Annotated in this window: 30 protein-coding genes; 7 read left to right on the forward strand and 23 right to left on the reverse strand. The window is 63.6% G+C overall.

The genetic code is table 11. The features are described 5' to 3' along the window. Positions 1–10: 10 nt before the first annotated feature. On the reverse strand, positions 11–823 hold the full coding sequence (locus tag ACEN8U_RS12245) for a MetQ/NlpA family ABC transporter substrate-binding protein (RefSeq protein WP_310104956.1): 813 nt from the start codon (positions 821–823) through the stop codon (positions 11–13). A gap of 273 nt (positions 824–1,096) precedes the next feature. On the opposite strand from ACEN8U_RS12245, the gene ACEN8U_RS12250 reads away from it, so the two are divergent. Next, positions 1,097–1,387 (forward strand): YciI family protein, encoded by a 291-nt coding sequence (locus ACEN8U_RS12250; RefSeq protein WP_015001530.1) that lies wholly within the window; start codon positions 1,097–1,099, stop codon positions 1,385–1,387. 103 nt (positions 1,388–1,490) lie between these two features. Here ACEN8U_RS12250 and ACEN8U_RS12255 read toward each other — a convergent pair whose 3' ends face one another. From ACEN8U_RS12255 to ACEN8U_RS12275, 5 genes are all read right to left on the reverse strand, one after another. Next, positions 1,491–2,108 carry an SCO family protein gene (locus ACEN8U_RS12255; protein ID WP_015001529.1) on the reverse strand — a complete coding sequence of 206 codons (618 nt, stop codon included), beginning with the start codon at positions 2,106–2,108 and terminating at the stop codon, positions 1,491–1,493. A 5-nt stretch (positions 2,109–2,113) separates the two neighbouring features. Continuing rightward, a complete protein-coding gene (cyoE, locus tag ACEN8U_RS12260) occupies positions 2,114–3,019 on the reverse strand; it encodes a heme o synthase (protein WP_041744884.1) in 906 nt (301 codons plus the stop codon). Positions 3,020–3,025: 6 nt separating this feature from the next. After that, positions 3,026–4,135 (reverse strand): COX15/CtaA family protein, encoded by a 1,110-nt coding sequence (locus ACEN8U_RS12265; protein WP_310104948.1) that lies wholly within the window; start codon positions 4,133–4,135, stop codon positions 3,026–3,028. Positions 4,136–4,157: 22 nt separating this feature from the next. After that, the gene (locus ACEN8U_RS12270) at positions 4,158–4,877 is read right to left on the reverse strand and encodes an SCO family protein (protein WP_015001526.1); all 720 of its coding nucleotides are present in this window, start codon (positions 4,875–4,877) and stop codon (positions 4,158–4,160) included. Between the two features lie 69 nt (positions 4,878–4,946). Continuing rightward, positions 4,947–5,663 carry an SURF1 family protein gene (locus ACEN8U_RS12275; protein ID WP_015001525.1) on the reverse strand — a complete coding sequence of 239 codons (717 nt, stop codon included), beginning with the start codon at positions 5,661–5,663 and terminating at the stop codon, positions 4,947–4,949. Positions 5,664–5,774: 111 nt separating this feature from the next. Between ACEN8U_RS12275 and ACEN8U_RS12280 the strand changes: the two genes are divergently transcribed. After that, entirely contained in the window at positions 5,775–5,984 is a 210-nt protein-coding gene (locus tag ACEN8U_RS12280; protein ID WP_013587016.1) for a twin transmembrane helix small protein, read from the forward strand. Positions 5,985–6,255: 271 nt separating this feature from the next. Here the strand turns inward: ACEN8U_RS12280 and ACEN8U_RS12285 are convergent, their stop codons facing one another. From ACEN8U_RS12285 to ACEN8U_RS12320, 8 genes are all read right to left on the reverse strand, one after another. Continuing rightward, a complete protein-coding gene (locus tag ACEN8U_RS12285; protein WP_013587015.1) occupies positions 6,256–7,113 on the reverse strand; it encodes a cytochrome c oxidase subunit 3 in 858 nt (285 codons plus the stop codon). 139 nt (positions 7,114–7,252) lie between these two features. After that, positions 7,253–7,462, reverse strand: a complete 210-nt coding sequence (locus ACEN8U_RS12290; protein ID WP_013587014.1) for a DUF2970 domain-containing protein — start codon at positions 7,460–7,462, stop codon at positions 7,253–7,255. 30 nt (positions 7,463–7,492) lie between these two features. Then, positions 7,493–8,107, reverse strand: a complete 615-nt coding sequence (locus tag ACEN8U_RS12295) for a cytochrome c oxidase assembly protein (RefSeq protein WP_310104945.1) — start codon at positions 8,105–8,107, stop codon at positions 7,493–7,495. A 42-nt stretch (positions 8,108–8,149) separates the two neighbouring features. Then, positions 8,150–8,284: a cytochrome oxidase small assembly protein gene (locus tag ACEN8U_RS12300; RefSeq protein WP_015001523.1), complete on the reverse strand. Its 135-nt coding sequence runs from the start codon at positions 8,282–8,284 to the stop codon at positions 8,150–8,152. Between the two features lie 156 nt (positions 8,285–8,440). Continuing rightward, a complete protein-coding gene (gene ctaD, locus ACEN8U_RS12305; protein ID WP_013587011.1) occupies positions 8,441–10,054 on the reverse strand; it encodes a cytochrome c oxidase subunit I in 1,614 nt (537 codons plus the stop codon). A gap of 43 nt (positions 10,055–10,097) precedes the next feature. Beyond that, positions 10,098–11,741 (reverse strand): cytochrome c oxidase subunit II, encoded by a 1,644-nt coding sequence (coxB, locus tag ACEN8U_RS12310; RefSeq protein ID WP_310104942.1) that lies wholly within the window; start codon positions 11,739–11,741, stop codon positions 10,098–10,100. Between the two features lie 83 nt (positions 11,742–11,824). Beyond that, complete coding sequence (locus ACEN8U_RS12315) at positions 11,825–12,298, reverse strand: DUF2244 domain-containing protein (protein ID WP_015001520.1); 474 nt, start codon at positions 12,296–12,298, stop codon at positions 11,825–11,827. Positions 12,299–12,611: 313 nt separating this feature from the next. Beyond that, positions 12,612–13,577 carry a methyltransferase domain-containing protein gene (locus ACEN8U_RS12320; RefSeq protein WP_310104940.1) on the reverse strand — a complete coding sequence of 322 codons (966 nt, stop codon included), beginning with the start codon at positions 13,575–13,577 and terminating at the stop codon, positions 12,612–12,614. 83 nt (positions 13,578–13,660) lie between these two features. Between ACEN8U_RS12320 and ACEN8U_RS12325 the strand changes: the two genes are divergently transcribed. Both ACEN8U_RS12325 and trmL read left to right on the forward strand, forming a co-directional pair. Further along, on the forward strand, positions 13,661–14,446 hold the full coding sequence (locus tag ACEN8U_RS12325) for a ComF family protein (protein ID WP_310104937.1): 786 nt from the start codon (positions 13,661–13,663) through the stop codon (positions 14,444–14,446). 19 nt (positions 14,447–14,465) lie between these two features. After that, a complete protein-coding gene (gene trmL / locus ACEN8U_RS12330) occupies positions 14,466–14,936 on the forward strand; it encodes a tRNA (uridine(34)/cytosine(34)/5-carboxymethylaminomethyluridine(34)-2'-O)-methyltransferase TrmL (RefSeq protein WP_013587006.1) in 471 nt (156 codons plus the stop codon). Here trmL and ACEN8U_RS12335 read toward each other — a convergent pair. From ACEN8U_RS12335 to ACEN8U_RS12355, 5 genes are all read right to left on the reverse strand, one after another. Continuing rightward, entirely contained in the window at positions 14,909–15,457 is a 549-nt protein-coding gene (locus ACEN8U_RS12335; protein ID WP_310104934.1) for an O-acetyl-ADP-ribose deacetylase, read from the reverse strand. The genes trmL and ACEN8U_RS12335 overlap by 28 nt on opposite strands. 118 nt (positions 15,458–15,575) lie before the next feature. Continuing rightward, complete coding sequence (locus ACEN8U_RS12340) at positions 15,576–16,574, reverse strand: NAD(P)H-dependent glycerol-3-phosphate dehydrogenase (RefSeq protein ID WP_041744880.1); 999 nt, start codon at positions 16,572–16,574, stop codon at positions 15,576–15,578. Between the two features lie 21 nt (positions 16,575–16,595). Beyond that, entirely contained in the window at positions 16,596–17,069 is a 474-nt protein-coding gene (gene secB / locus ACEN8U_RS12345) for a protein-export chaperone SecB (protein WP_028361600.1), read from the reverse strand. A 154-nt stretch (positions 17,070–17,223) separates the two neighbouring features. After that, entirely contained in the window at positions 17,224–17,484 is a 261-nt protein-coding gene (gene grxC / locus ACEN8U_RS12350; RefSeq protein ID WP_006048078.1) for a glutaredoxin 3, read from the reverse strand. Then, on the reverse strand, positions 17,481–17,906 hold the full coding sequence (locus ACEN8U_RS12355; RefSeq protein WP_013587002.1) for a rhodanese-like domain-containing protein: 426 nt from the start codon (positions 17,904–17,906) through the stop codon (positions 17,481–17,483). Before ACEN8U_RS12355 ends, grxC begins: the two co-directional genes overlap by 4 nt. Before the next feature lie 135 nt (positions 17,907–18,041). Here ACEN8U_RS12355 and gpmA point away from each other — a divergent pair, with 135 nt between their 5' ends. The 3 genes from gpmA to ACEN8U_RS12370 all read left to right on the forward strand — a co-directional run bounded on the left by gpmA (position 18,042) and on the right by ACEN8U_RS12370 (position 21,642). After that, positions 18,042–18,788, forward strand: a complete 747-nt coding sequence (gpmA, locus tag ACEN8U_RS12360) for a 2,3-diphosphoglycerate-dependent phosphoglycerate mutase (RefSeq protein ID WP_015001516.1) — start codon at positions 18,042–18,044, stop codon at positions 18,786–18,788. A gap of 444 nt (positions 18,789–19,232) precedes the next feature. Next, the gene (locus ACEN8U_RS12365) at positions 19,233–20,810 is read left to right on the forward strand and encodes a S41 family peptidase (RefSeq protein WP_015001515.1); all 1,578 of its coding nucleotides are present in this window, start codon (positions 19,233–19,235) and stop codon (positions 20,808–20,810) included. Positions 20,811–20,877: 67 nt separating this feature from the next. Beyond that, entirely contained in the window at positions 20,878–21,642 is a 765-nt protein-coding gene (locus ACEN8U_RS12370; protein WP_015001514.1) for a HesA/MoeB/ThiF family protein, read from the forward strand. Positions 21,643–21,705: 63 nt separating this feature from the next. On the opposite strand, the gene ptsP is transcribed toward ACEN8U_RS12370, so the two are convergent. From ptsP to gshB, 4 genes are all read right to left on the reverse strand, one after another. Continuing rightward, the gene (gene ptsP, locus ACEN8U_RS12375; RefSeq protein ID WP_028361597.1) at positions 21,706–23,454 is read right to left on the reverse strand and encodes a phosphoenolpyruvate--protein phosphotransferase; all 1,749 of its coding nucleotides are present in this window, start codon (positions 23,452–23,454) and stop codon (positions 21,706–21,708) included. A gap of 247 nt (positions 23,455–23,701) precedes the next feature. Continuing rightward, entirely contained in the window at positions 23,702–23,971 is a 270-nt protein-coding gene (locus tag ACEN8U_RS12380) for an HPr family phosphocarrier protein (RefSeq protein ID WP_006048084.1), read from the reverse strand. A gap of 115 nt (positions 23,972–24,086) precedes the next feature. Beyond that, on the reverse strand, positions 24,087–24,575 hold the full coding sequence (locus ACEN8U_RS12385) for a PTS sugar transporter subunit IIA (RefSeq protein WP_013586997.1): 489 nt from the start codon (positions 24,573–24,575) through the stop codon (positions 24,087–24,089). A gap of 272 nt (positions 24,576–24,847) precedes the next feature. Beyond that, positions 24,848–25,804: a glutathione synthase gene (gshB, locus tag ACEN8U_RS12390; protein ID WP_310104927.1), complete on the reverse strand. Its 957-nt coding sequence runs from the start codon at positions 25,802–25,804 to the stop codon at positions 24,848–24,850. Positions 25,805–25,815 lie beyond the last annotated feature (11 nt).

Raw genomic sequence — 25,815 nt, forward strand, 5'->3', positions numbered from 1 at the left:
GCCGCCTTCGTCAGAACGACGGTACCACCGAGCCCTTGAACTGCGTCTTGATGAACTGGCGCACGTCTTCGGACTGATACGCGGCAACCAGCTTCTTCACCCACGGCTTGTCCTTGTCCTGCGTGCGGACCGCGATCAGGTTCGCGTACGGGCTGTGAATGTCCTCGAGCGCGATGGCGTCTTTGGTCGGCTGCAGACCGGCGGCGAGCGCGAAGTTCGTGTTGATTGCGGCGGCGTCGACATCGGCGAGCGAGCGCGGCAATTGCGCGGCGTCGAGTTCGACGAGCTTGATCTTCTTCGGATTGTCGGCGACGTCGAGCGCCGTCGCGTTGTTGCCGTTCGTGCCCGCGCCCGCCTTCAGCTTGATCACGCCCTGCGCTTGCAGCAGCAACAGTGCACGGTTCTCGTTCGACGGATCGTTCGGCACCGCGACCTTCGCGCCTTGCGGCAGATCCTTCACCGACTTCAGCTTCTTCGAGTAGATGCCGAGCGGCGAGATATACGTGAGACCAGCGCCGACAATCTTGTAGCCGTGCTGCTTGATCTGGCTGTCGAGATACGGCTGATGCTGGAAGCTGTTGGCGTCGAGGTCGCCCGCGTCGAGCGCGGCGTTCGGCTGCACGTAGTCGTTGAATTCGACGACCTTCACGTTGAGGCCCTCGCGCTTGGCCACTTTCGTGACGACTTCCCAGATCTGCGCGTCCGGGCCGCTGATGGTGCCGACCTTGATGACCTTGTCGTCGGCATGTGCGCCGAAGCTGGTGACGATCGCCGCGCCGGCGATCACTGCTGAGAGGGCTTTGAGGATGTTTCTGCGCTGCATGTAATTCTCGCTGTTTCTGATCGGAGCCGTTAGCAAACGGACCCGGGTGATAGCCGGAAGCACGCGCTCAGCACACACGCGTCACCGCGCAACGACAGCGGCGCCTCCAGCCGGACCGTAAATCGTCTCACAGGCTGCGCAAGATGGGAAATACCGCAATGGCATATGAGTATGCGACGCGCTCGGACACCACTGCCCGGCGCGGTGGCAGATAATCCGGAGTCTTGCCGCGAGTTTTCGCGGCCTCTTCACTGCTCGCGAGGACGCTTATCCATGTATGTCATCAACCTCATCTACACCGCACCGCTCGAACGGATCGACGACGCGCTCGAAGCGCATCGCGCATTCCTGGCAAAGCAGTTCGAGGCGGGTGTATTCGTGGCCGCCGGGCCGAAAGTGCCGCGCGACGGCGGCATCATTCTGGCGGTACGCATCGAGCGCGACAGGCTCGACGCGATCCTCGCAAGCGACCCGTTCGCCGTGCAGAAGCTCGCGCGTTATGAGGTGACGGAATTCAAGACCACGCGGCTCGCGCCGGGCCTGAATCTGCCGATACCGGTTTGAGGTTGTCGCGGGCAGATGTGCCTGTGGTGACGCCGCGGTGACTCTGCAGTGACGCCGCGGTGACGCGGTTCCGACTTGCTTCGGACGCGGCCTCGCCGCCGCGTCAGTCGAGCAGCAGCTTGATGTCGTGCACCCACGGCGCGGCGCCCTGGCCATCGCGCGCGAAAAGGCGCAGCTTGCCGTCGGTATCGAACACGTAGCTGGCGGCGGTGTGGTCCATCGTGTAGCTGTCAGGCGTCTTGCCGGGCACCTTCGCGTAGTAGACGCGGAAGTCCTTCGTCACCTTCTTGAGCTCGGTCTCGTCGGCGGGCCGCAAACCCACGAAGGTCGGATTGAACGCCGGCACATATTGCGCGAGCAGGGGTGCGGTATCGCGCTCCGGGTCGACAGTGACGAACAGCACCTGCACGCGCTTCGCATCTTCGGGGCCGAGTTGCTGCAGCGCCTGCGAGAGCTCGGCCATGGTGGTCGGGCAGACATCCGGGCAATGCGTATAGCCGAAGAACAGCACGACGACTTTGCCCTTGTAGTCCGCCATGGTGCGGACCTTCCCTGACGTGTCCGGCAGCGAGAAGTTGCTGCCGAATTGCGTATTGCCGGTAATGTCGAGATTCTGGAAGGCCGGCTGCTCTTTGCCGCAGCCGCCAACCAACAACGCGCCGCCGAGCGCGCAAGCAATCACAGCGGCGCGCGCCGCGCGCCCGAAGCGGGTAGAGAGCATGGGTATTACGCGCCGATCACAACGCGCACATAGTGGTCGATCAGCAGCGCGGCGAACAGCAGCGACAGATAGACGATCGAATAACGGAAGGTTCGGCGCGCCAGATCGTCAGAATACTCGAGGTAGATCTTCCACGCGTACGCGAGAAACACGGCGCCCAGCACGACGGCCGCGGCAAGGTAGACCACGCCGCTCATGCCGGAGATGAACGGCATCATGGTGACGGCGAACAGGATCACCGTGTAAAGCAGAATGTGCAGCCGCGTGTATTTTTCGCCATGCGTGTTGGGCAGCATGGGCAGGCCGGCGTTTTCATAGTCTTTGCGCCGATACAGCGCGAGCGCCCAGAAATGCGGCGGTGTCCACACGAAGATGATCAGCACGAGAATCCACGCGTCGCCGGGAACATGGCCCGTCACGGCGGCCCAGCCGAGCGCCGGCGGCATGGCGCCCGAGGCGCCGCCGATCACGATGTTCTGCGGCGTAGCCGGCTTGAGCAGCAGCGTATAGATCACCGCGTAGCCGACGAAGGTGGCGAGCGTGAGCCACATGGTCAGCGGATTCGCAAAGGTGTAGAGCGTCCACATGCCGAGGCCGCCGAGCACGGCCGAAAACAGCAGAATCTGCGCAGTGGTAATTTCGCCGCGCGCCGACGGACGCCACGAAGTGCGGCGCATCTTCGCGTCGATCTTCTGTTCGACGAGACAATTGATGGCAAACGCCGCGCCGGCCAACAGCCAGATGCCGACGGTGCCGCCGATCAGAACGGTCCACGGCACCATGCCCGGCGTCGACAGAAACATGCCGATAACGGCGCAAAACACGGCGAGTTGCGTGACGCGCGGCTTGGTCAGGGCGATGTACTGGGACATCCGGCTGCCGGGCGTTTGGGAGAGTGTTGTGCTGTCCATGTGGAGTCACGCTGGCGCGGCATCGCGCGCAGGCAACACGGCGCGGCCGGGACGGCTATAAGCGATTCGAAAGTTTAACATAACGAGCAAAAGCAGCAGGACCGCGGCGCCGCCGTTATGCGCTACCGCAATAGGCAGCGGCCATTGCAGCACGATGTTCGACAGCCCGGTGACGAACTGGATCAGCACGACCAGCAAGACGCCGTTCGCGGGACGCCGCAGCGACTCGAAGCGGCGCAGCTTCAGCGCAAACCACACCAGGTAGGCAATCACCACGAACGCAAATGTGCGATGCGTCCAGTGAATGGCGACGAGCGCATCTTGCGTGATCATGTCGCCGTCACCGGTCATGCCGAGCGCGCGCCACAGGTGGAAGCCGTGCGTGAAATCCATTGGCGGAACCCATTGTCCGTTGCACGTGGGGAAGTCCGTGCATGCGAGCACAGCATAGTTCGTGCTCACCCAGCCGCCCAACGCGATCTGCGCAACCAGCAGCACGAGACCGGCGAGCGCCGCGGCGCGCCAGCGCGCGGCCTCCGGTTCATAGGCGGGCAGCGGCGTTTGCCGCGCGGCGAGCCAGCCCAGCGTGCCGAGCAGTGCGAGACCGAGCAGCAGATGCGTCGTCACGATGACCGGCTGCAGCTTCATCGTCACGGTCCACGCGCCGAACGCGCCTTGCACGAGAATCAGCAGCAGCAGCGAAGTCGGCCACCACGGCGACACGTGCAGCGGGCGGCGCTTGATGCGCGCGACCCACGCGATGATCGTCTGCGCAATGATCAGCACGCCGATCGCCATGGCGAAATAGCGGTGAATCATCTCGATCCAGGCCTTCGTCATGCTGACGGGGCCGGTCGGCATGGCCTGATGCGCCGCGGTGATGGCCGCGTGCGCGATAAACGGCGACGACGTGCCGTAGCAGCCGGGCCAGTCCGGACAGCCGAGCCCCGAATCCGTGAGGCGCGTGAAGCCGCCGAACATCACGAGGTCGAGCGTGAGAAAAGTGGTGAGCCAGACGAGCTTGCGGAATTTGTTGTCGTCGGCCTTGACCCACACGTAGGACAGCGGCAACAACGCGATACACAAGCCGATCAGGCCTAATTGCAGAACGAACATCTTCTTTACCCTGGTGACGGCGTCAGCCGATGCGCGACCACTTCAGCAGCTTGGTCAGGTCGCCCTTGATCTTGCTGGGGTTCGGGTCTTTCGGGAAACGCATCATCAGATTGCCGTTCGGATCGACCAGATAGAGGTGGTCGGAAATCTGGGTGCCCTGGTCGACGGGCAGCCACGCCGAGACCTGCGCCGGATCGGCGACCAGCATGTCGGTGTCGGGATACGCCTTTTGTATCACGTCCGCGACCTTGCCCGCATCGGTGCGCAGCCACACTTCCACGACGCGCTCGCGTTCCGCGCCCTGTGCCGCGCGGATTTGCCGCATGAAGTAGAGCTTGGTGGCGCAGGCTTTGTCGCAGGCGCTGCTGTCGACGGAGATCATCAGCCAGTGGCCGCGCAGAGAGGCGAGCTTGAGCGGCTTGCCGTCTTCGCCCGTGACGACGAGCGAATCCGGAATCGGCCGCTGCGGTTCGACGAGCGTGCCGTAGCTCGTGGTGCCGCCCGTCGGCTTGACCACGTAATACATGAAGTACGAGATAGCGATCGGCGCGCCGCAGACAATCGCCACCAGCAGCAGCATCCAGCGGCCGCGTTGCCACGAGCCGCGGCCGTTGGGCTGGCCGGGCATCGGCTTCGCCGCGGCGGGTTGGGCGGCATTGGCCGGCGCGGCGTTGGCCTGCGCGGCGGCGGGTTGGACGGCAGATTTGCCGGACTGCGGCGAACGGGGAGATTGCGTGGACACTACCTGACCTCTTTCAATGATTGTTCTGCCGGCGCGGGATTCGCGTGAAGCCGCGCGCAGCACTGCGCATTACACGCCGGGCGCATGCTCTTTCCTCGCCGCGCGGCGCGCCGCGTACAGGCCAAAGGCGAGCGCCGCAGCCGCCATGCCCCACCACTGGAACATGTAGCCATAATTGCGCTCGACGCCGCTGGTTGGCGCAGGCCAATCGCGCACGAGCTTGTCGCCGTCGTCGCTCAATTGCTGGATCACGAACGATTGCAAAGGCAATCCGGTCTCTGCGGCGTAGGCGGCGACGTCGAGATTCTGGCGAATCAGCTGATGCGCGGCCGACCCGCCCTGCCCGAGCTCGTAGGCGCGCGTCGCATCCGCGCGCGCAATGCCTTCGATTTCAATCTCGCCCGGCGGCGTGACGTACGGCGCGATCGTTTCGCGATTGCTCATGTTGCGCGGCAACCAGCCGCGGTTCACCAGCACGTACCCGCCGTCGGCGAGTTTAAAAGGCATCACGACATAAAAGCCCGGCTGATCGTTATACGGACGATTATCGAGATACACAACCTTGTCCGCGACGAACGTGCCGCGCGCTTTGACGCGATGGAATTCGATGTCCTTCAAGGCCACGGGCGCGCCGGTGACGGCCTGCGCAGGTGCATTCTCGAATTGCGTGATGCGCGCCTCGAGCGCCTCCTTCTGATGCGCGCGCTCGCGCTGCCAGAAACCGAGCCGCACGGTCACCACCACGACGAAGAGGATCAACAACGCCGGAACGAGCCGGATTTTCATCGACCGCACTCCCGCCCTGCGTTGATCGCCGCGAGAGACGCGGGGCAAACGCCGGCTCGCGGTGAGATAATGGCTATCTTGCCTTCGCGCTTTTCCGTTTCAGCAGGTTCCATGCACATTCTCGTTCCCATTGCCTTTGCATTGATCATCGCCAGCATGGTGTCGGCGCTGTACTTCATGATGCATGACAAGGGCAAAACCAAGCGGATGGTCTGGTCGCTCGCCACGCGAGTCGGACTGTCGATCTCGCTGTTCCTCTTCATCCTGTTCGCCTACTGGATGGGCTGGATTCAGTCTACCGGCATTCCGTACGGGCGCTGAGTCCGGAATTAGAGCTCTCTTGCGCCAAAGCAAAACGCCGCCCTGACAGGGTCGAGGGCGGCGCTGCATCCATTTGTGCGTATTTGCTGCGGACGTTCCGCCCGCTGCTTGCGCACTGTTCGCTCACTGCTTGTGAACTGCTCGCGACCTGCCCAACGACGGCCCGTCGCCTTGCGCGTCGACCGCTTCTTTGGCAACGCGCGCCGCGAACAGCTTACGCAACAGGCCCGCGCACGATCCGCAAGAGCGGCCGGCGCGCAGGCCGGCATTCTTACAGCCAGTACACGACGACGTACAGCCCGAGCCAGACCACGTCCACGAAGTGCCAGTACCAGGCCGCACCTTCGAACGCGAAGTGGTGATCCGCTGTGAAGTGGCCGCGGATCATGCGCACCAGCACCACCGCCAGCATCGTGCCGCCGAGGAACACGTGGAAACCGTGAAAGCCCGTCAGCAGGAAGAACGTCGAGCCATACACGCCTGAAGCCAGCGTCAGGTTCAGTTCGTTGTACGCATGGAAATATTCGAAGCCTTGCAGGAACAGGAAGCAGACGCCGAGCACCAGCGTAGCCGCCAGCCACACAATCGCCTTCTTGCGATGATTTTCACGCAGAGCGTGGTGCGAGACCGTGAGCGTCGCGCCCGACGACAGCAGCAGCGCCGTATTGATAGTCGGCACGGGCCACGGCGTCATGGACTTGAAGGTCGACACGAGCGAAGCCGGACCGTTGTTCGGCCACACCGCCGAAAAATCCGGCCAGATCAGTTTGTAGTCGAGGCTGGCCAGCTCATGCAGCGCAATGGCGCGTGCATAGAACAGCGCGCCGAAGAAAGCGCCGAAGAACATGACCTCGGAGAAGATGAACCAGCTCATGCTCCAGCGGTACGACTTGTCGACGTTCTTGCCGTACATGCCGCCTTCGGATTCCGCGATGGCGTCGCCGAACCAGTGCCACAACGTAAAGAGCAGCCACAACAGACCGACGACCACGCCGATCGGCGCCAGTTCATGTTCGTTGATCCAGGCCGCCAGCGATCCGAGCATGATCAGCAAGCCAACCGCGGCGCTGATCGGATGCCGCGACGGATGCGGTACGAAATAGTACGGGCTCTCGTTTTGACCGCTCATTCTTGATTCTCCACTTCAGTCCAGTTGTTCCGGAAACTCCGGCTGCATCTTCGACGGCGCGTGTGTACCGCACCGCTTCACTCTAATTCTTGGGCGCCGCGCGCCCGGTCCTGCATCGTGCCCGCACCGTGTCGGCGTCTCAGCCGACCACCGCCCGGACCACCAGAATCAGCACGCCGATGAAAATCGCCGTGCTGATCAGCGCCGCGATAATCACATGCAGCGGATTGAGCTGCGTGGCGTCGCTTTCCAGATCGCGCCGCTTGCGCACCCCGAAAAACGACCAGAACACCGCCCGCATCGACTGGCCAAAGCTGCTTTTGCGCGGGCCGCCACTGTTATCGCTCATTGTTGTCTTCCTTCGCCCGGGCTTTGGCCGTCAGGCGGGATTGGCGACCGTGGCCGCCGTCTCAGCCGGAAGCGCCGCGCTTCCGACCTTTGCCGTTGCCGGCGTGTTCAACTCGAAGAACGTGTACGACAACGTGATCGTTTTCACATCCTTCGGCAGCTTGGGATCGACGACAAAAACCACCGGCATGCGCCTCGTCTCGTTCGCCTTCAACGTCTGCTGCGTAAAGCAAAAACATTCGATCTTCTTGAAGTACTCGGTCGCCTGCTTCGGCGCGTAGCTCGGAATGGCTTGTGCCTGAATCGTGCGCGCCTGTTCGTTGCTGACCTCGTACATCACCGCCGTCACTTCGCCCGGATGCACGTCCAGACTGTGCTGCTCAGGCTTGAAACCGAGCGGGCCGCGCGCGTTCGCATCGAATTCGATCGAAATCGTGCGGCTCATGTCGACCTGCGTATTCTTCGCCTCCCGCGCCGTCGCATCGCGCTGCACGAGGTTGTTGATGCCGGTGATCTGGCAGATCGCGCGGTACATGGGCACCAGCGCGAAACCGAAACCGAACATCATCAACGCGACGACGAACAGCTTGATCAGCATCGAACGGTTAAAAGAGCGATCGGCCTGAGCCGGCGGCTGCGTCGACATCTCAATCCTCAACAAACCTGCAAACCGGGCTACCCGTTCCCGTCAGGAAAACCAACCCTGGTTGACGATGACGGCGGCGAAAAAAACCGCTGCGATAGCAAGCAGCACGAGACCTAACCGCCTGTTGCTCGCGCGAATCTGCTCCGGCGTACGTCTTTCCTGTGGATTGCGCGTCATGCTCACGTTTCTGAATACCGTTTGTGCTGCTCTTTTTACTGCTCTGCTCACTGCGGCCATTACAGCCATTTCACAGCGCTCGCCGCTTTCGCGGCCGCCCGGTTCGGAAGCGGCACTGCTGCTGCCGCCGGAACCGGTCAACGCGCCCAACGACGATTACTCGACGGTCGGCGGATGTTCGAACGTGTGGAATGGAGCCGGGCTCGGCACGGTCCATTCGAGGCCCGTTGCGCCGTCCCACGGCTTGTCGCTCGCCTTTTCGTGATCGCCGCCGCCGCGATAAGCGGGCAATGCAACCGCGAACAGGAAGTACACCTGCGCGAGACCGAAACCGAACGCGCCGATCGAGATGACCTGGTTCCAGTCGGTGAACTGCGCCGGATAGTCGGCGTAACGACGCGGCATGCCGGCGAGACCGACGAAGTGCATCGGCAGGAACGCGAGGTTGAAGAAGAACAGCGACGCCCAGAAGTGGATCTTGCCGCGCGTTTCGTTGTACATCCAGCCGGTCCACTTCGGCGCCCAGTAGTACCAGCCGGAGAAGAGCGCGAACAGCGAACCCGCCACCAGCACGTAGTGGAAGTGCGCCACCACGAAGTAGGTACCGTGATACTGGATGTCGAGCGGCGCCATCGCGAGCATGAGGCCCGACAGACCGCCGAACGTGAACACGATCAGGAAGCCCACCGCGAACAGCATCGGCGTTTCGAACGAGAGCGAACCGCGCCACATGGTGGCGACCCAGTTGAACACTTTCACGCCCGTCGGCACGGCGATCAGCATGGTCGCGTACATGAAGAACAGCTGGCCCGTGACCGGCATGCCGGTGGCGAACATGTGGTGCGCCCAGACCATGAACGACAGAATCGCGATCGACGACGTGGCGTACACCATCGAGCTATAGCCGAACAGCGGCTTGCGCGAGAACGCCGGAATGACCTGCGACACGATCCCGAACGCCGGCAAGATCATGATGTACACCTCGGGGTGCCCGAAGAACCAGAAGATGTGCTGGTACATGACCGGGTCGCCGCCGCCTGCCGCGTTGAAAAACGACGTGCCGAAGTGACGATCGAACAGCACCATGGTGATCGCACCAGCCAGAACCGGCATCACGGCGATCAGCAGGTACGCGGTGATGAGCCACGTCCAGACGAACATCGGCATCTTCATGAGCGTGAGGCCCGGCGCGCGCATGTTCAGGATCGTCACGACGATGTTGATCCCGCCCATGATCGACGACGCACCCATCAGGTGGACCGCGAAAATCGCGAAGTCCATGCCCGGGCCCATCTGCGTGGAGAGCGGCGCGTAGAGCGTCCAGCCCGCGGCGGTCGCGCCGCCCGGCGAGAAGAACGAACCGACGAGGAGAACAGCCGCCACCGGCAGAAGCCAGAAGCTGAAGTTGTTCATACGGGCGAAGGCCATGTCCGATGCGCCGATCTGCAGCGGCACCATCCAGTTCGCAAAGCCGACGAAGGCCGGCATGATCGCGCCGAACACCATGATGAGGCCGTGCATGGTGGTCAACTGGTTGAAGAACTCGGGGCGCATGATCTGCAGGCCCGGCTCGAACAGCTCGGCACGGATCATCAACGCCATCACGCCCCCGGAGAGGAACATGGTGAACGAGAAGATCAGGTACAGCGTACCGATGTCCTTGTGGTTGGTTGCGAACAGCCAACGACGCCAGCCGTGCGGCGTTTCGTGGGCATGGTCGCCGTGCACGTGCTCGTGGCCCGCGACTACATCGTGTCCGATGCTAGACATGACAATCTCCTAAAGCGAATACTGCGGTGCTGACCATGACATGTCAGGCAGCCGGGCTTGCAGCCGCGCTGATCTGAACACGGCGCGCTTCTTTTGCGTCGCTGCCGCCCGTGATCGTTTCCGGCTTCTTCAAAATAATATGGTCTTCGGCGATGCCGGCTGCTTTCAACGCGTCGCGCACGGCTTCCGCGCGGCTCTTCGCGAGCTTCGCGTTGGTGTCGGCGGAACCGGTGGCGTCGGTGAAGCCCGACAGGGCGAACTTCGCGTCCGGATGTGCCTTCGCATAGGCCGCAGCGGCCTCGACTGCCGCTTTGGCGTCGGCCGGCAGCGTGCTCTTGCCGGTTTCGAAATAGACGCTGGCCGGCAGTGCCGCTGCGCCTTCCGAACCCGTCGCGGCGGCTTGCGCACCCGACGCTTCAGAAGCCGCCGCGCCCGATGGGGCTTGCGCGCCCGATGCATCGGACGCCGCCGCGCCGGCGTCGGCGAGATGGTTGCCGCCTTCCGGCAGCTTGCCGTTGCGCGCGTCCGCGACCTGCTTCGGCTGGAGAATGTCGCCCGTGTGGTTGCCCCACGAGTTGCGCTCGAACGTGACGACCGAAGCGATTTCCACATCGTTCAGCGTCGGCGCCCACGAAGGCATGGCGTTCTTGCCCTTCAGCACGAGGCTGACGTGCTCGGCGATCGGACCGTTGGCGATCTTGCTGCCGTCGAGCGCCGGGAACGCGCCTGCGCCCTTGCCCGTGGGCTGATGGCAGACCGCGCAGTTCGCTGCGTAGACCTTGCCGCCGCGCTCCATCAGTTCGGCCAGCGTGTACGTCTTGTTCGGGTCGTCCTGACCCGCGGCCATTTTCTTCTTCTGCGCGTCGACCCACTTCGCGTAGTCGTCGGTGGACAGCACTTCGACCACGACCGGCATGAACGCGTGTTCCTTGCCGCACAGTTCGGTACAGAAGCCACGGAACGTGCCGACCTTCTCCGCCTTGAACCACGTGTCGCGCACGAAGCCCGGAATCGCGTCCTGCTTCACGCCGAACGCCGGCACGTACCAGGAGTGGACCACGTCGTTCGCGGTGGTGATGATGCGGATTTTCTTGCCGACCGGCACGACGAGCGGATTGTCGACTTCCTGCAGATACGTCGTGGAAATCGGCTGACGGCCGTCGGTTTCAGCCCGCGGCGTGGCGAGCGTGGAGAGGAAGCTGATGCCCTCGCCCGGACCCTTCACGTAGTCGTAGCCCCACTTCCACTGATAGCCGGTGACCTTGATGGTGACGTCGGCATTGGTGGTGTCTTTCATCGCGACGACCGTCTTGGTGGCGGGCAGCGCCATCAAGACGACGATGACAAACGGCACGATCGTCCAGATGATTTCGACGGTGGTGCTTTCGTGGAAGTTCGAAGCCTTGTGCCCTTTCGATTTGCGGTGCGCAAAGATCGAATAGAACATCACAGCGAACACGCCGACGAAAATCACCGTGCACAGAATCAGCATCAGCGTGTGGAGGCTGTAGAGCTCCTCAGCGATTTTCGTCGCAGGCGGCTGGAGATTGATCTCGTTGACGGCGGGGCCGCCCGGAACATCGCCCACTGCCAGGGCGGCGCCGGCGAAAAGCAGTCCGCTCATCGCCAGCACGCCCATGAGCGCTCGCTTGATTGTTTTCATAGCTTCCTTACCCAAAATTTCCATTCAAACCCTCGACCCCGCTGGCCCGCCGACCCCGCTAGCCCGCCCGCTCACCGCTGCCGCGAACGCCGCATGCCCCGGCGCGTCTAACACCGCGCGAGCCACATACGCAATTCGCCGGCGAACTGCGCGCGCCGGTGCTGCGCGAGGTGCTGCCCGATCATGATCGTCTCGCCGCGCGAGATCAGCCTGATCTGGTCACGCGGTGTTGCGCCAGCCTCGATCCGCACCCAGCGCGGATTGAACTCGAACTGCGTGACCTGCTCGGCACTCACCTGTTCGATCACGAGCCGGTTCGGAAACAGCCGGATGCGTTCGTAATCCACAGCATGGCGCGCATAAATGGCAAACGCGACGCCCACCGCCAGCAATTCAATACCGGTGAACGGCAACACCAGCCAGGCGCCGACCAGAACCAGCATGAAAGCAATTGCCAACGAGAACAACGCAAGCGACACGTAGAAACAGACGAACTGCCGGGGCGACATGGAGCAGTTGCGCTTCATCGTCCAGTCTTTCAGGACCGGTTCTGACTCCGCCAGCAGATCAGATGCTTCCATCGCTGCCTCCCGCCGATCGTCCCAAAGGCCGCCTGGGACGCTCCAACTGCGCCAGACCACGGCCTCTTGTTCCGGCCGCCTGACCGCTACCGCGCCCACTCTTGCTGCGGCCCAGTGCCTCGGGCCTGCCGCCCCAAATGTGGGAACCCCGGGCGACAAACTGACGCATTATAGGCGTGATCCATAGCATCCACAAGCAAGCCCCGGCTGCCCCACAAGCCAGGCGCGACAAGCCTCCGCGCCGTTTTGCCGCACCTTTTGCCGGTGTTTGGAAACGGTAATTTCAGACATAACAGATGCCCTCTTTACCGCTTCAGCGATTCCTTGGCGAACCTCGTCCAATGTCCTCGATCCGCACGATGCCATGCCCTTCTGCCGTCGTGCGCGGCACGGCTTTCCATGCGTGTCCGTAGATCACCTCGAAGGTCAGCGCGATAGTGCCGTCGCCGCGCCGGCGCGCTTCCAGTGCGGCCAGCAATGCCTTGTGCAACCGGCGTGCCGCCGCGCCCGAAGACGGTTCGCGCTCGAACGGATACGCGCCCCAACGGCGCACGTCCGCGAGCAGCGACTCCGGCGATTTATAAGTGATGGTGAGCGTCTCCTGGTCCATCACGGGAATCTCGAAGCCGCTTTCCACGAGCATGTCGCCGAGATCGTGCATGTCGACGAAATCGATCACGTGCTTGCGCGAGGCGATGCCGTGCGCCGCTTCCACTTCAGCGTAGGCGCCGCGCAACTCCTTCAGCGTGTCGGGGCCGAGCGTGCTGAACATCAGGAGCCCGTTCACCTTCAGCACGCGCTGCCATTCCGGGAACACGAGGTCGGGCCGCGAGTGCCAGTGAAGCGCGAGATTGGACCAGATGAATTCGAACGCGCCCGCCGCGAAGGGCAGCGCGGCAAAGTCGGCTTGCGCGAAGCGCGGACCGCGCGCGCCCAGCGCCTTGCCGAGCGTGGCCGGCAGGAAGCGGCGCCAGCTCGTGTCGCCGGAATCGTGGCGCAGCGCGCGCGTGAGCATGCCGCGCGACAGATCCGTGCCGAACACCGGCGCTTCAGGAAAACGCTCGCGCAATGCGGGAATATCTTCGCCCGCGCCGCAACCCGCGTCGAGCACGCTCGCCGGGGCGACCTTGATGTAATCGAGACGCTCGCGCATGCGCTGCGAAATTTCGCGCGGCAGAAAGGCGACGTCGTCGAAAGTCGCGGCACGGCGATCGAAAATCCGCCGCAGGCGCCGGGAGTCATAGGCCGGACGGTCGGATTGAGGGGGCGTTGGGGACATGGGTGTCGTACTGGCGTGGAGCCCGAAGTATACTCGTTCGCTTCCTTCGATTCAGCGCCGAAGGCCCGAGCGGCCGTCCCCGTATGTCATTCCGAGCCCATTTCCTGTCGTCACGAAGCGGCCTCGCGCGATTCGCGCGCGGTCTGGAATCGGCGTGGCCGCGCACGTTGCAGGCGGTGCTGCCGAATGCCTGCACGTTGTGCGGCAATTTGTCGCATAACCCGCTGTGCACCTTTTGCGACGAATCCTATTGGAATAACGGCGCTTTGCGGTGCGACGTATGCGCCGTTCCGCTGCCTGTCACATTCCGAGGGCGCCGTGCGTCATATCGCTGTGCAGACTGCATCGCCGAAAAGCCGCCGTTCGACGCGACCTTTGCGCTCGCCGACTACCGCGCGCCGCTCGACACGCTCGCGGTCGGCCTGAAGTTTCGTGCGCAGCTCATGCTGGCGCGTGAGTTCGCGCGGCGCCTCGCGCGTCTCGCAGAAGATGCCAGGCAAGACCCGTCCCAGTGTCCGGACGTGATCGCACCGGTGCCGCTTGCGAGTCGCCGCCTGATCGAGCGCGGTTATAACCAGGCCTGGCAGATCGCGCGGCCTTTGGCTCGTGCATTGCGTGTACCCGCTGACGCGACGCTGCTGCGCCGGGTCATCGAAACCGCGCCACAGTCGCGGCTCGACCTCGACGCGCGCCGAATGAATGTTGGGCGCGCGTTCGAGGTTGCGCGACGCGTCGAAGGGCAGCACATCGGCATTGTCGACGACGTCATGACGACCGGCGCAACGCTCGAAGCGCTGGCTCGCACATTAAAGGCAGCGGGCGCGCGCCGGGTCACGAACTTTGTCGCGCTGCGCACACCGAAAAACTAGTTTTTACCTGGCTACTGTTATGTTCAATGTCGTTCTCGTCGAACCGGAAATTCCGCCGAACACCGGCAACGTCATCCGCCTGTGCGCGAACACGGGGGCGCGCCTGCATCTGATCGAGCCGCTCGGCTTTCCGCTCGACGACGCCAAGCTGCGCCGCGCCGGCCTCGACTATCACGAGTACGCGCAAATGAATGTGCATGCGAACTGGGCGGCGTTCATCGCGAAGGAGTCGCCCGAGCCATCGCGCATGTTCGCGTTCACCACGCGCGGCTCGGGCCGCTTTCACGACCACGCGTTCGCCGCCGGCGACTGGTTCGTGTTCGGTGCCGAAACGCGCGGCCTGCCGGACTCGGTCCTTGAGCAATTCGGCAGCGAAGAGCGCGTGCGGCTGCCCATGCGTCCCGGCAACCGCAGCCTGAATCTATCCAATACCGTCGCAATCGTGGTGTTCGAAGCGTGGCGTCAGATGGGCTTCGAGGGTGGCGCCTGACGGCCTCTCAATTCAGTGTGGTAGCGCTCGAACATCGCGTGGTCGAAACAGGCAAAGATCACGCTTTGTAGCTGCGGCATGCGCGGCAGGTTTTCGAGTACCGTGTCGATCGCGATGCGGACCGCCTCGTCGGCTGGAAAACGGTAGATGCCGCAACTAATCGCGGGGAACGCAATGCTCGCGCAATTCACCTCGCGCGCCACCTCCAGCGAGCGCTGGTAGCACGAAGCGAGCAGGTCGGGTTCGCCGTGCGTGCCGCCGCGCCATACGGGGCCGACCGCGTGGATCACATATCGCGCTGGCAAACGGTGGCCGCGCGTGAGTTTGGCATCGCCGGTCGCGCAGCCGCCCAGCGTTTCGCATTCGTGCAGCAACTCCCGGCCGGCCGCGCGATGAATCGCACCGTCCACACCGCCGCCGCCGAGCAACGAAGTATTGGCCGCGTTGACGATGGCATCCACATCAAGCGTCGTGATGTCGGCCACGCGCGCTTCCAGCGTGCAACGATCGATAGTGAGCATGTGAACCTCGCTGACCCAGGAGTCAATACACAATGGACAGCGAGAGCAGGCAGCCGTTCAGCGTTTTGCACGCCGAACGACTGATTGAAACGACGGAGAAAAAAAGGCGCAATGGGGCCTATTCGGCCTTGGAGTCGCGTCGCAGCAAGGCGCTGACGGCGTCGCGCGGGGCCACGCCGTCGAACAGCACGGCACAGACCGCCTGGGTGATCGGCATGTCGATTGCATGAGCGCGCGCAATGGCGAGCACGGCCTGCGCGCAGCGCACGCCCTCGGCCACATGCCCGAGGCCGCCCAGAATATCGGCGAGCGAACGACCGGCGGCAAGCTGCACGCCAACGGTCCGGTTGCGCGACAGGTCGCCGGTGGCAGTCAGAATCAGATCGCCGAGCCCCGTCAAACCGGTGAACGTCTCGGCACGTCCGCCCAATGTCACGCCGAGGCGCGACATTTCGGCGAGCCCGCGCGTGATCAACGCTGCACGCGCATTCAGGCCGAGACCGAGACCGTCGGCAATGCCTGTTGCGATGGCCAGCACGTTCTTCACCGCGCCGCCCACTTCCACGCCGATCACATCGTCGCCGGTGTAAATGCGCATCGCGCCGTGATGGAACGCAGCCACCGTTCGCTCACGGCAGGCCGCTGAAGCGCTCGCGATAGTCAGCGCGACCGGCAAGCCCTGGCCGACTTCGCGCGCGAAGCTCGGGCCCGACAGCACGCCATTGCTGCCGTGCTGCGGCAGTTCCGCCGCGACCACCTGATGCGGCAGCAGCTGCGAGTCCGCCTCAAAGCCCTTGCACAGCCAGACGACATGCGCCGGAACCTTGCCGGCATCGCGCATCGACTGGATCAAGCTGCGCAGTCCGGCCACAGGCGTCGCAACGACGCATAACGCGTCGTCGGCGAGCGCGTGGCCAAGCGCCGCGTTCAGGTCCGCCTCGTAGCGAAGCGCCGCGGGCAAAGCAACGCCCGCCAGATAGCGGGCGTTTTCATGTGACGCGGACAGATCGGCAACAAGCGCGGAATCGCGCGCCCACAACACGGTGTCGTGCCGAACGGCCAGATGCCCGGCGAGGGCTGTGCCCCATGCGCCGGCTCCGAGGACAGCAACCTTCATGGCCGGCACTGCCTCTGACACTTAATGCGTGACGCCGTTTTGCGCCGTGGCGCCGTCCTGGCCGCTCATTTGCGCGAGACGTTGCTCGTAGAGCGCCTGGAAGTTGATTTCGGCGAGGTGGATCGGCGGGAAGCCCGCGCGCGTGATCGCGTCCGCAATGTTCGAGCGCAGGTACGGGAACAGAATGGTCGGGCACGCAATGCCGACGAGCGGATCGATCTGCTCAGCCGGGATGTTGCGGATGTCGAAAATGCCGGCCTGCTTCGCTTCGATCAGGAACGCAACCTTGTCCGACACCTTGGCCGTTACGGTGCCGGTCACGAGGATTTCGAACACGGTTTCCGCGAGGCGCTCCGCCTTCACGTCGACTTCCACTTCGACCGACGGCATATCCTGCTCGAGGAAAATGGCCGGCGAATTGGGCTGCTCGAGCGACATGTCCTTCAGATAGATGCGCTGGATGTTGAAGAACGGCTGGTTATTATCGTCGGACATGATGGTGTGATTCCCTGATAGATATGCGTAGCGGCGGCCCACGGGTTCCATGGGCCGCCGGATCGTTGCGGCGCACCGCCGGCTCCGGTGAGGAGCAACGATGCGCCGGCTTGTGTTTCACCCGCCGGGACACGCGCGCAAGATGCGCGCGAACTCAGGCGGCTTCGAGCAGAGGCGTCAGACCGCCCGCGCGATCGAGCGCGGAAAGGTCGTCGTACCCGCCGACATGCTTCTCGCCGATGAACACCTGTGGCACCGTGCGACGACCGGTCCTGGTCATCATTTCCTCACGACGGGCCGGGTCCTTGTCGATCAGTACTTTTTCGATATTCTCGACGCCGCGCGACTTTAAAAGACGTTCGGCCATCTGGCAATACGGGCACACCTGCGTGCTGTACATGATCACTTTGTTCACTTGGCTACTCCTTGTTTCACAACCGGCATACCGGCTTTCTGCCAGGCGTCGACACCGCCTTCCAGAACGTGGACTTCCGCATATCCGGCGTCCTGCACGATACGCGCTGCCTTGTTCGACTGCTGGCCGGTCTGGCACACCAGCAGCACGGGGTTGTTCTTATTCTTCACCAGTTGCGCGACCTTTGCTTGCAACTCGGCAAATTCAAGATGCCGCGCCGCGGGCAGATGGCCGCGGGCGAAGTCGGCCGACGGACGCAGGTCGATGACGGCCGCATTGCGCCGGTTGATCAGCTGCGTGGCTTCGGCCGCCGACAGGCCGCCGCGGCCGCGCCGGCTGATGGTCGGCCACAGCAGCAACCCACCGGAGATGAGGACGATTGCGATCAGGACAAGGTTTGTGTAATCAGTGAAAAACTTCACGGAAGATCCGCCGAAAAGAGAGAAATCGGAAAGGGCAATCCGGCCATTATAAAATAACCGTCTGACGCGATGGCGGCGCTCCCCGGCGGGCGCTTCGCACGCTTTACCGCTTCCTTACTACCGACCGGCAATCTTATGTACAAACTCGTTCTCATCCGCCACGGCGAATCGACGTGGAACAAGGAAAACCGCTTCACGGGCTGGGTCGACGTCGACCTCACCGAGCAGGGCAACCGCGAAGCGCAGCAGGCGGGCGTGCTGCTGAAGGAATCCGGCTACACGTTCGACATCGCGTACACGTCCGTGCTGCGCCGCGCGATCCGCACGCTGTGGCACGTGCAGGACCAGATGGACCAGATGTACATCCCCGTCGTCCATTCGTGGCGTCTGAACGAGCGCCACTACGGCGCGCTGTCGGGCCTGAACAAGGCTGAAACGGCGGCGAAATTCGGCGACGAACAGGTGCTCGTCTGGCGCCGCAGCTACGACACGCCGCCGCCGGCGCTCGAGCCGACCGACGAACGCGCGCCCTACGACGACCCGCGCTACGCCAAGGTGCCGCGCGAACAGCTGCCGCTCACCGAGTGCCTGAAAGATACCGTCGCACGCGTGCTGCCGCTGTGGAACGAGTCGATCGCGCCGGCCATCAAGTCGGGCCGCAAGGTGGTGATCGCCGCGCACGGCAACTCGATCCGCGCGCTGGTGAAGTATCTGGACAACATCTCGGATAGCGACATCGTCGGGCTCAACATTCCGAACGGCGTACCGCTCGTCTATGAGCTGGACGAGAACCTGAAACCCATCCAGCACTACTATCTCGGCGATCAGGACGCCATCGCGAAGGCGCAGGCTGCGGTTGCCAAGCAAGGCAAGGCGGGCTGATTGCGGCGGGGCGCAGTGGCGGGCGCCTGCCCACGCCAGATTTCCTGGCCGTCGCTGCGACCGCTGCTTGCTCGCGTTTGTTCTTTCTTGTGCGTGCTTGTGCGGGCTTGATGCATGAACAGGCGCATTCGCGGGCATCTTTGTTAAAGAAGGTGGCCGCGAACCTCGCGGCGAACGCGGTGAACGCGGTGAACGCGGCGAACGCACGCCCGGCAACCCACCCACCCGCCAAAGCGCTCCTCCGCAGAGCATTCCCGCCCACCGCCATCCATTGTTACCGCACATTACTTCGCCGCCGGGCGCACGGTCCGCCGAACCCGGCACGCTCCGCGCTGTCGAACCTCGATTACCGGCGCCGCGCCCTCTGTGGGCGGGTGTGCAGTTATACTTGTCCGTCCCCATCTCTATCGACGCTGCCACGCGCTTCCGACCGCAACAGACTCTATGCGAAAGAACCTGAAAAATATCGGCCTGATCGCCGCGGGCCTTGCTACCGGTGTATTTGCCACTCTGCAACTCTCGGCCTCGGCACAGCAGCCTGCCAGCGCCGCCGCCGCTCCGTTGCCGCTGGACCAGCTCAGGCTCTTCGCCGAAGTGTTCGGGCAGATCAAGCACGAGTACGTCGAACCCGTCGACGATAAAAAGCTCCTCACCGCCGCCATCAAGGGCATGGTGTCGAGCCTCGACCCGCATTCGTCCTACCTCGACAAGACCGATTACGAGGAACTGCAGGAGCAGACCAAAGGCCGCTTTGCGGGCCTCGGCATTGAAATTTCGTCGGAAGACGGTCTGATCAAGGTCATTTCGCCCATCGAAGACACGCCCGCGTTCCGCGCCGGCATCCGTCCGGGCGACCTCATTACGCGCATCAACGACAAGCCCGTGCGCGGCATGACGCTCGACCAGGCCGTCAAGCAGATGCGCGGCGAGCCGGGCACCAAGGTCACGCTCACCATCTTCCGCAAGACGGACGACCGCACCTTCCCGCTCACCGTCACGCGTGCGGTCATCAAGGTGCAATCGGTCAAGATGAAGATTCTGGCGCCGGGCTACGCGTACGTGCGTATCACGAGCTTCCAGGAGCGCACCACGCCCGACCTCGCCGCAAAGCTGCAGGACATCGCGCGTCAGCAGCCCAATCTGAAGGGCCTCGTCCTCGACCTGCGCAACAACGGCGGCGGTCTGCTGCAAAGCGCGGTCGGCGTGGCCGGCGCGTTCCTGCCGCCGAATTCGGTGGTCGTGTCCACCAACGGGCAGATTCCGGATTCGAAGCAGGTCTATCGCGACACTTACGACAACTACCGCCTGCAATCTTTCGACAGCGACCCGCTGAAGGACGAAGCGCCGATCTTCAAGACCGTGCCGATGGTCGTGCTGACCAACGCGTATTCGGCGTCGGCATCGGAAATCGTCGCGGGCGCGCTGCAGGATCAGCATCGCGCGCTGATCGTCGGCAAGACGACCTTCGGCAAGGGCTCGGTGCAAACCGTGCGCCCCATGACCGCCGACACCGCGCTGCGCCTGACCACGGCGTACTACTACACGCCGAGCGGCCGTTCCATCCAGAACAAGGGCATCCGTCCCGACATCGCGGTGGATCAATACGCGGAAGGCGATCCGGACGACGCACTCGTCACGCGCGAAGTCGACTACTCGAACCACCTTGCCAATACGCAAGATCCGAACGAGAAGAAGGAAGCCGAGAAGCGCGAGCAGGATCGCATGGATCAGCTGCGTCAGCTCGAAGAGCAGAACGACAAGAAAACGCCGGAACAGCGTCAGAAGGATCGTGAGCGCAAGCCGGTCGAATTCGGTTCCGCCGACGACTTCATGCTGCAACAGGCGCTGAACAAGCTGGAAGGCAAGCCGGTGCAGGAGTCGAAGTCGTTGACCGAGCGCCGTCTCGCGCAGAACAAGCCGGCCACTTCGGCCTCCGCGCCGGTCGCGGTCAAGCCGACGCAACCGGTGCCGGGCGCGTCGAACACGGCGCCGGCTTCCGCTCCGGCAACGCAAGGCAAGTAGTCACGCAAGCAGCACACCTCGCGTGTCTTCGCGGTCCGTACACCGCGAAGACACGCCGGCTCCCGCCATGAACGACGATCAACTCCTCCGCTATTCCCGCCACATTCTCGTCGACGAAATCGGCATCGAGGCGCAGCAGCGCTTTATCGACGCCCACGCGATCATCGTGGGCGCGGGTGGGCTGGGTTCGCCTGCTGCGATGTACCTGGCGGCGGCGGGCGTCGGACGCTTGACGCTCGTGGATGCCGACACGGTCGACCTCACCAATCTGCAACGGCAGATCCTGCATGTGAGCGCGTCGGTGGGGCGCAAGAAGGTGGAGTCCGGGCGTGACACGCTGGCGCGCATCAATCCCGAAGTGCGGGTGAACGCGGTCGCCGAACGCGTGGACGACGCCTGGCTCGATCGCGAAGTGCCAGGCGCCACGGTCGTGCTCGATTGCACGGACAACTTCGCGACGCGCCACGCGATCAACCGCGCGTGCGTGAAGCATGGCGTGCCGCTCGTGTCGGGCGCGGCGTTGCGCTTTGACGGCCAGATCAGCACCTTCGATTTCCGCGACGAAGCCTCGCCCTGCTACGCGTGCGTGTTTCCGGAAGACCAGCCGTTCGAGGAAGTCGCGTGTTCCACCATGGGCGTGTTCGCGCCGACGGTCGGCATTATCGGGTCGATGCAGGCGGCGGAAGCGCTGAAGGTCATCGGCCAGATCGGCACGCCGCTCACCGGCCGGCTGACCATGCTCGATTCGCTGCGGATGGAATGGACCACCATGCGCATTGCACGGCAGCCGGATTGCCCGGTCTGCCGAGAGCGCCACGTCGCGCGCACCTAGCGAAACCCCAAAACACAACGCCGCACATTGTGCGGCGTTTGTCATTGAGGCAGGCAAAGTCGATCAGGCTTGCGCGACACGCTTGAGCGCGGCTTGCACTTCTTCCGGCTCGAACGATGCGAGCACGTCGGCCACCGGCTTCTCCAGCGTCTTCAGATGCGAGCGCAACACTTCCTGCTTGACCTCGAGCAACTGGCTCGGATGCATGGAAAACTCGGTCAGGCCCATGCCGAGCAACAGGCGCGTCAACGCCGGATCGCCCGCCATTTCGCCGCACACCGACACCGGCACGCCCGCCCGCTTCGCCTCACGCAACGTGAACGCGATCAGATGCAGCACGGCCGGGTGTAGCGGATCGTAAAGATGCGCGACGGAGTTGTCCGCGCGGTCGATAGCGAGCGTGTACTGGATCAGATCGTTCGTGCCGATCGACAGGAAATCGAGCCGCTTGAGAAACAGCGGCAATGCAATCGCAGCCGCCGGAATCTCGATCATCGCGCCGACCTGCACGTTCGGGTTGTAGGCAATTCCGGCGTCGTCGAGCTGACGCTTGGCTTCGCGAATCAGATCCAGCGTCTGATCGATTTCCTGCGCATGCGCGAGCATGGGCACCAGAATCTTCACCGAGCCGAACGCCGACGCGCGCAGAATCGCGCGTAGTTGCGTGAGGAACATTTGCGGCTCGGACAGGCTCCAGCGAATCGCTCTGAGCCCGAGCGCCGGGTTCGGCGCCGTCTCGTAGCCGTCGCCGCCGCTCATCGAATCGAGCGGTTTGTCCGCGCCGACGTCGATGGTGCGGATCGTGACGGGCAGTCCGTTCATCAACTCGACCGCGCGCCGATACGCCTCGAACTGCTCCTCCTCTTCCGGCATCCGGTCCTTGTGATTCATGAACAGGAACTCGGTGCGAAACAGGCCGACGCCCGTCGCGCCGGCATCGAGCGCGGCGCGCGCGTCTTCCGGCAACTCGATGTTCGCGCACAGCTCGATGCGCGTGCCGCACAGCGTTTGCGTGGGCGAAAATTTGAGGCGCTGCAGCTTGCGCTGCTCCAGCGCCTTTTCGCTTTGCCGGTACGAATATTCCTCGAGCACGATCGGCGCGGGATCGACAATCACAATGCCATGGTCGCCGTCGACGATGATCAGATCGTCCTGACGGATCAGCGCACTCGCATGCTGCACGCCGACCGCAGCCGGAATGCCGAGGCTTCGCGCGACGATAGCCGTATGCGACGTGCGGCCGCCGAGGTCGGTGACGAAACCCTGAAACGTTTGCGTCTTGAACTGCATCATGTCGGCCGGCGCGATGTCGTGCGCGACCACGATCATCTCGTCACAGGCGCCGTGCACGCCGTCCGCGAGTGCGCCGGACGCGCCCGCCAGCGCCTTCAGCACGCGCTCCACCACTTGCTCGATGTCGGCTTTACGCTCGCGCAGGTATTCGTCTTCGATATCGTCGAAATGACGTGACAGGCGTTCAAGCTGCTCGGTGAGCGCCCACTCCACGTTGTAGCGGCGCGTGCGAATCAGGTCGATAGTTTCCTGAACGAGCATGGCGTCGTTCAGGATCATGGAATGAACGTTGATGAACGCGCCCATTTCGCTGGGTGCGTCTGCGGCGAGGTCGGCGCGCAACGCGTCGAGTTCTTCATGCACGCGTTGCTGGGCCGCGCGAAACCGCTCGACCTCGCTTTCGATCTGCGCGGGTTCGATCAGATAGTGGTCTACGTCAAGTGCAGCCGGGGCGATGAGATAAGCCCGCCCGATGGCAATACCGCGTGACACGGGAATTCCATGCAGCGTGAACGACACGCGCACCTCCTCTAGTTGTGTGATGCCGCGGCAAACCGCTGCAATGCTCTCAGACTGTCGTCGTCATTATAAATTCCGCACCGTCGCTCACGTGTGCGAATGCTGTGTGCAGCGCAGCACGAAAGCGCGTAGAAAAAACCTGCCCCGTGGCAGCGCCGCTCGCGCTGCCACGCATATTGTCGCGCGCTAAAAAAAACGCCGCGGATGGCCGCGGCGTTGTTATTCATCGCAATGGCGATTCGCAAGCTCACTGACCTTCACCGAATTTATCGGCGATCAGTTTCAACAATGCGTCCATGGCTTCCTTTTCGTCGGCGCCTTCCGTTTCGATCAGCACCGTGCTGCCGATACCCGCGGCCAGCATCATCACGCCCATGATGCTTTTCGCATTGATACGGCGGCCATTGCGGCTCATCCAGATTTCGGACTGGTAGTTGCCTGCGAGTTGCGTCAACTTGGCCGACGCGCGCGCGTGCAGCCCCAGCTTGTTCACGATAGTCGTTTCCTGTTGCAGCATGTGATGGTCCGAAGCGCGTGTAATGTTGTTGTGAAAAAAGAAACTGCTCAGGCGCAATGCGAATCGAGACGCACGCCGCCGCGCGAGTTGCGCCGCGGCTTGCCATGCGAGGCGCCTACAGACCTGCCGGGCCGCTCTTTTGCGCGAGATTCGCGTCGGGCGGCAAGGCCGGCAGGCAGTCTCCGGTCACCGCCGCCGCCTCGGCGGGCGCGGGCGTTGCCGGTCCGATAGCATGCACGCCTTTAGTCGCGCCGGCGAGCGCCTTGTCCACCAGCGTGTCGAGCGGCGTCGCGCGATAACAGACCGCGCGCACCAGCATCGGCAGATTGACGCCGCACAGCACGCGCACGTCCGGCACCGAAGCAAGCCGCCCCGCAATGTTCGCGGGCGTCGCGCCGAACATGTCGGTGAGCACCAGCGCGCCGTTTTCTTCCTTCAGGCGCGCAATCTCCGACTCGGCAAAAGCAACCATTTGTGCGGGATCGCAGTCGGGCGATACGTCGATCACACCGATGCGAGCCGGCAAACCGCCGTAAATATGCGAAATACAGTCGCGCAACGCGGTGGCGAACGGAGCGTGCGCAATGATCAGAATGCCTGCCATGTCAGCCTACTGCAAAAAGACGGCCCCAAACGTGGGTCGGAACCTTGTCCGAGATGCTCACGCCCCCGGCCGGCCGTTGGCCATGAGGGCTTCAACACTCCGCGGTCCACGCCGAGCGCTCCGCGTGGGGCTCATCGCCAGAAATCGATGCGGAGAGCGGGCATTGTAGCAGGCCCGTTTTCGGGCCAACGCCGATGTCCCGCCCGCAGCGGACAACCTGCGGATTCCACCACTCAGTTTGGGCGCCGCTGCGCGCTTTCAAGCCGGGCCGCTCAGCCTGCCGCGCGTTCCAGCGCGTCGACGAACATCGCGGCGACGTCGAAGCCCGTCTGATCCATGATCTCGCGGAAGCACGTCGGGCTCGTCACGTTCACTTCGGTAAGCCAGTCGCCGATCGCGTCCAGTCCAACCAGCAGCAGACCGCGTGCCGCCAGCACGGGCGCGAGCGTGTCCGCGATCTTGCGGTCGTGCTCCGTGAGCGGACGCGCAACGCCGAGCCCGCCGGCGGCGAGATTGCCGCGCACCTCGTTGCCCTGCGGAATGCGCGCGAGCGAATAGGGCACCGCCTCGCCGCCGATCAGTAGAATCCGCTTATCGCCGTCCTTGATCTCGGGGATGAACTTCTGCGCCATGACCGAGCGCGCGCCGTCGTGGCTCAGCATTTCGATGATCGACCCGAGGTTCATGCCGTCCGGCTTCACGCGGAACACGCCCATTCCGCCCATGCCGTCGAGCGGCTTCAGGATCACGTCCCCATGCTGCTCATGGAATGCCCTCAGGCGCGCTGGGTCGCGCGTCACGAGCGTAGGCGCGACGAATTGCGAGAACTCGCCGATGGCGAGCTTTTCCGAATGATCGCGGATCGCCTGCGGCTTGTTGAAGATGCGCGCGCCCGCTCGCTCGGCCAATTCGAGCAGCCACGTGGACGTCACATATTCCATGTCGAACGGCGGGTCCTTGCGCATGACGACGGCGCTGAAGCTCCTGAGCGCGCGCGGCGCGGCGCTTTCCGCCGCATACCATACGTCGCGCTGCAGATCGGTCACGTCGCCGGTAATCGCGAAGCGCTGCACGTTGGCTTCGACGTCGCCGCCCGTCCACGCCAGATGCTTCGGCTCGCACGTGTACAGCGTATGACCGCGGCGCGCCGCCTCGGCCATCATCGCGTAAGTGGAGTCTTTGTAGATCTTGAACTGCGTGAGCGGATCGGCGATGAAAAGAATGTCCATGAAGGTCCCGT

The sequence above is a fragment of the Paraburkholderia phenoliruptrix genome, assembly GCF_047325075.1.
In the GTDB taxonomy this organism is placed as follows: Bacteria; Pseudomonadota; Gammaproteobacteria; order Burkholderiales; family Burkholderiaceae; genus Paraburkholderia; species Paraburkholderia phenoliruptrix.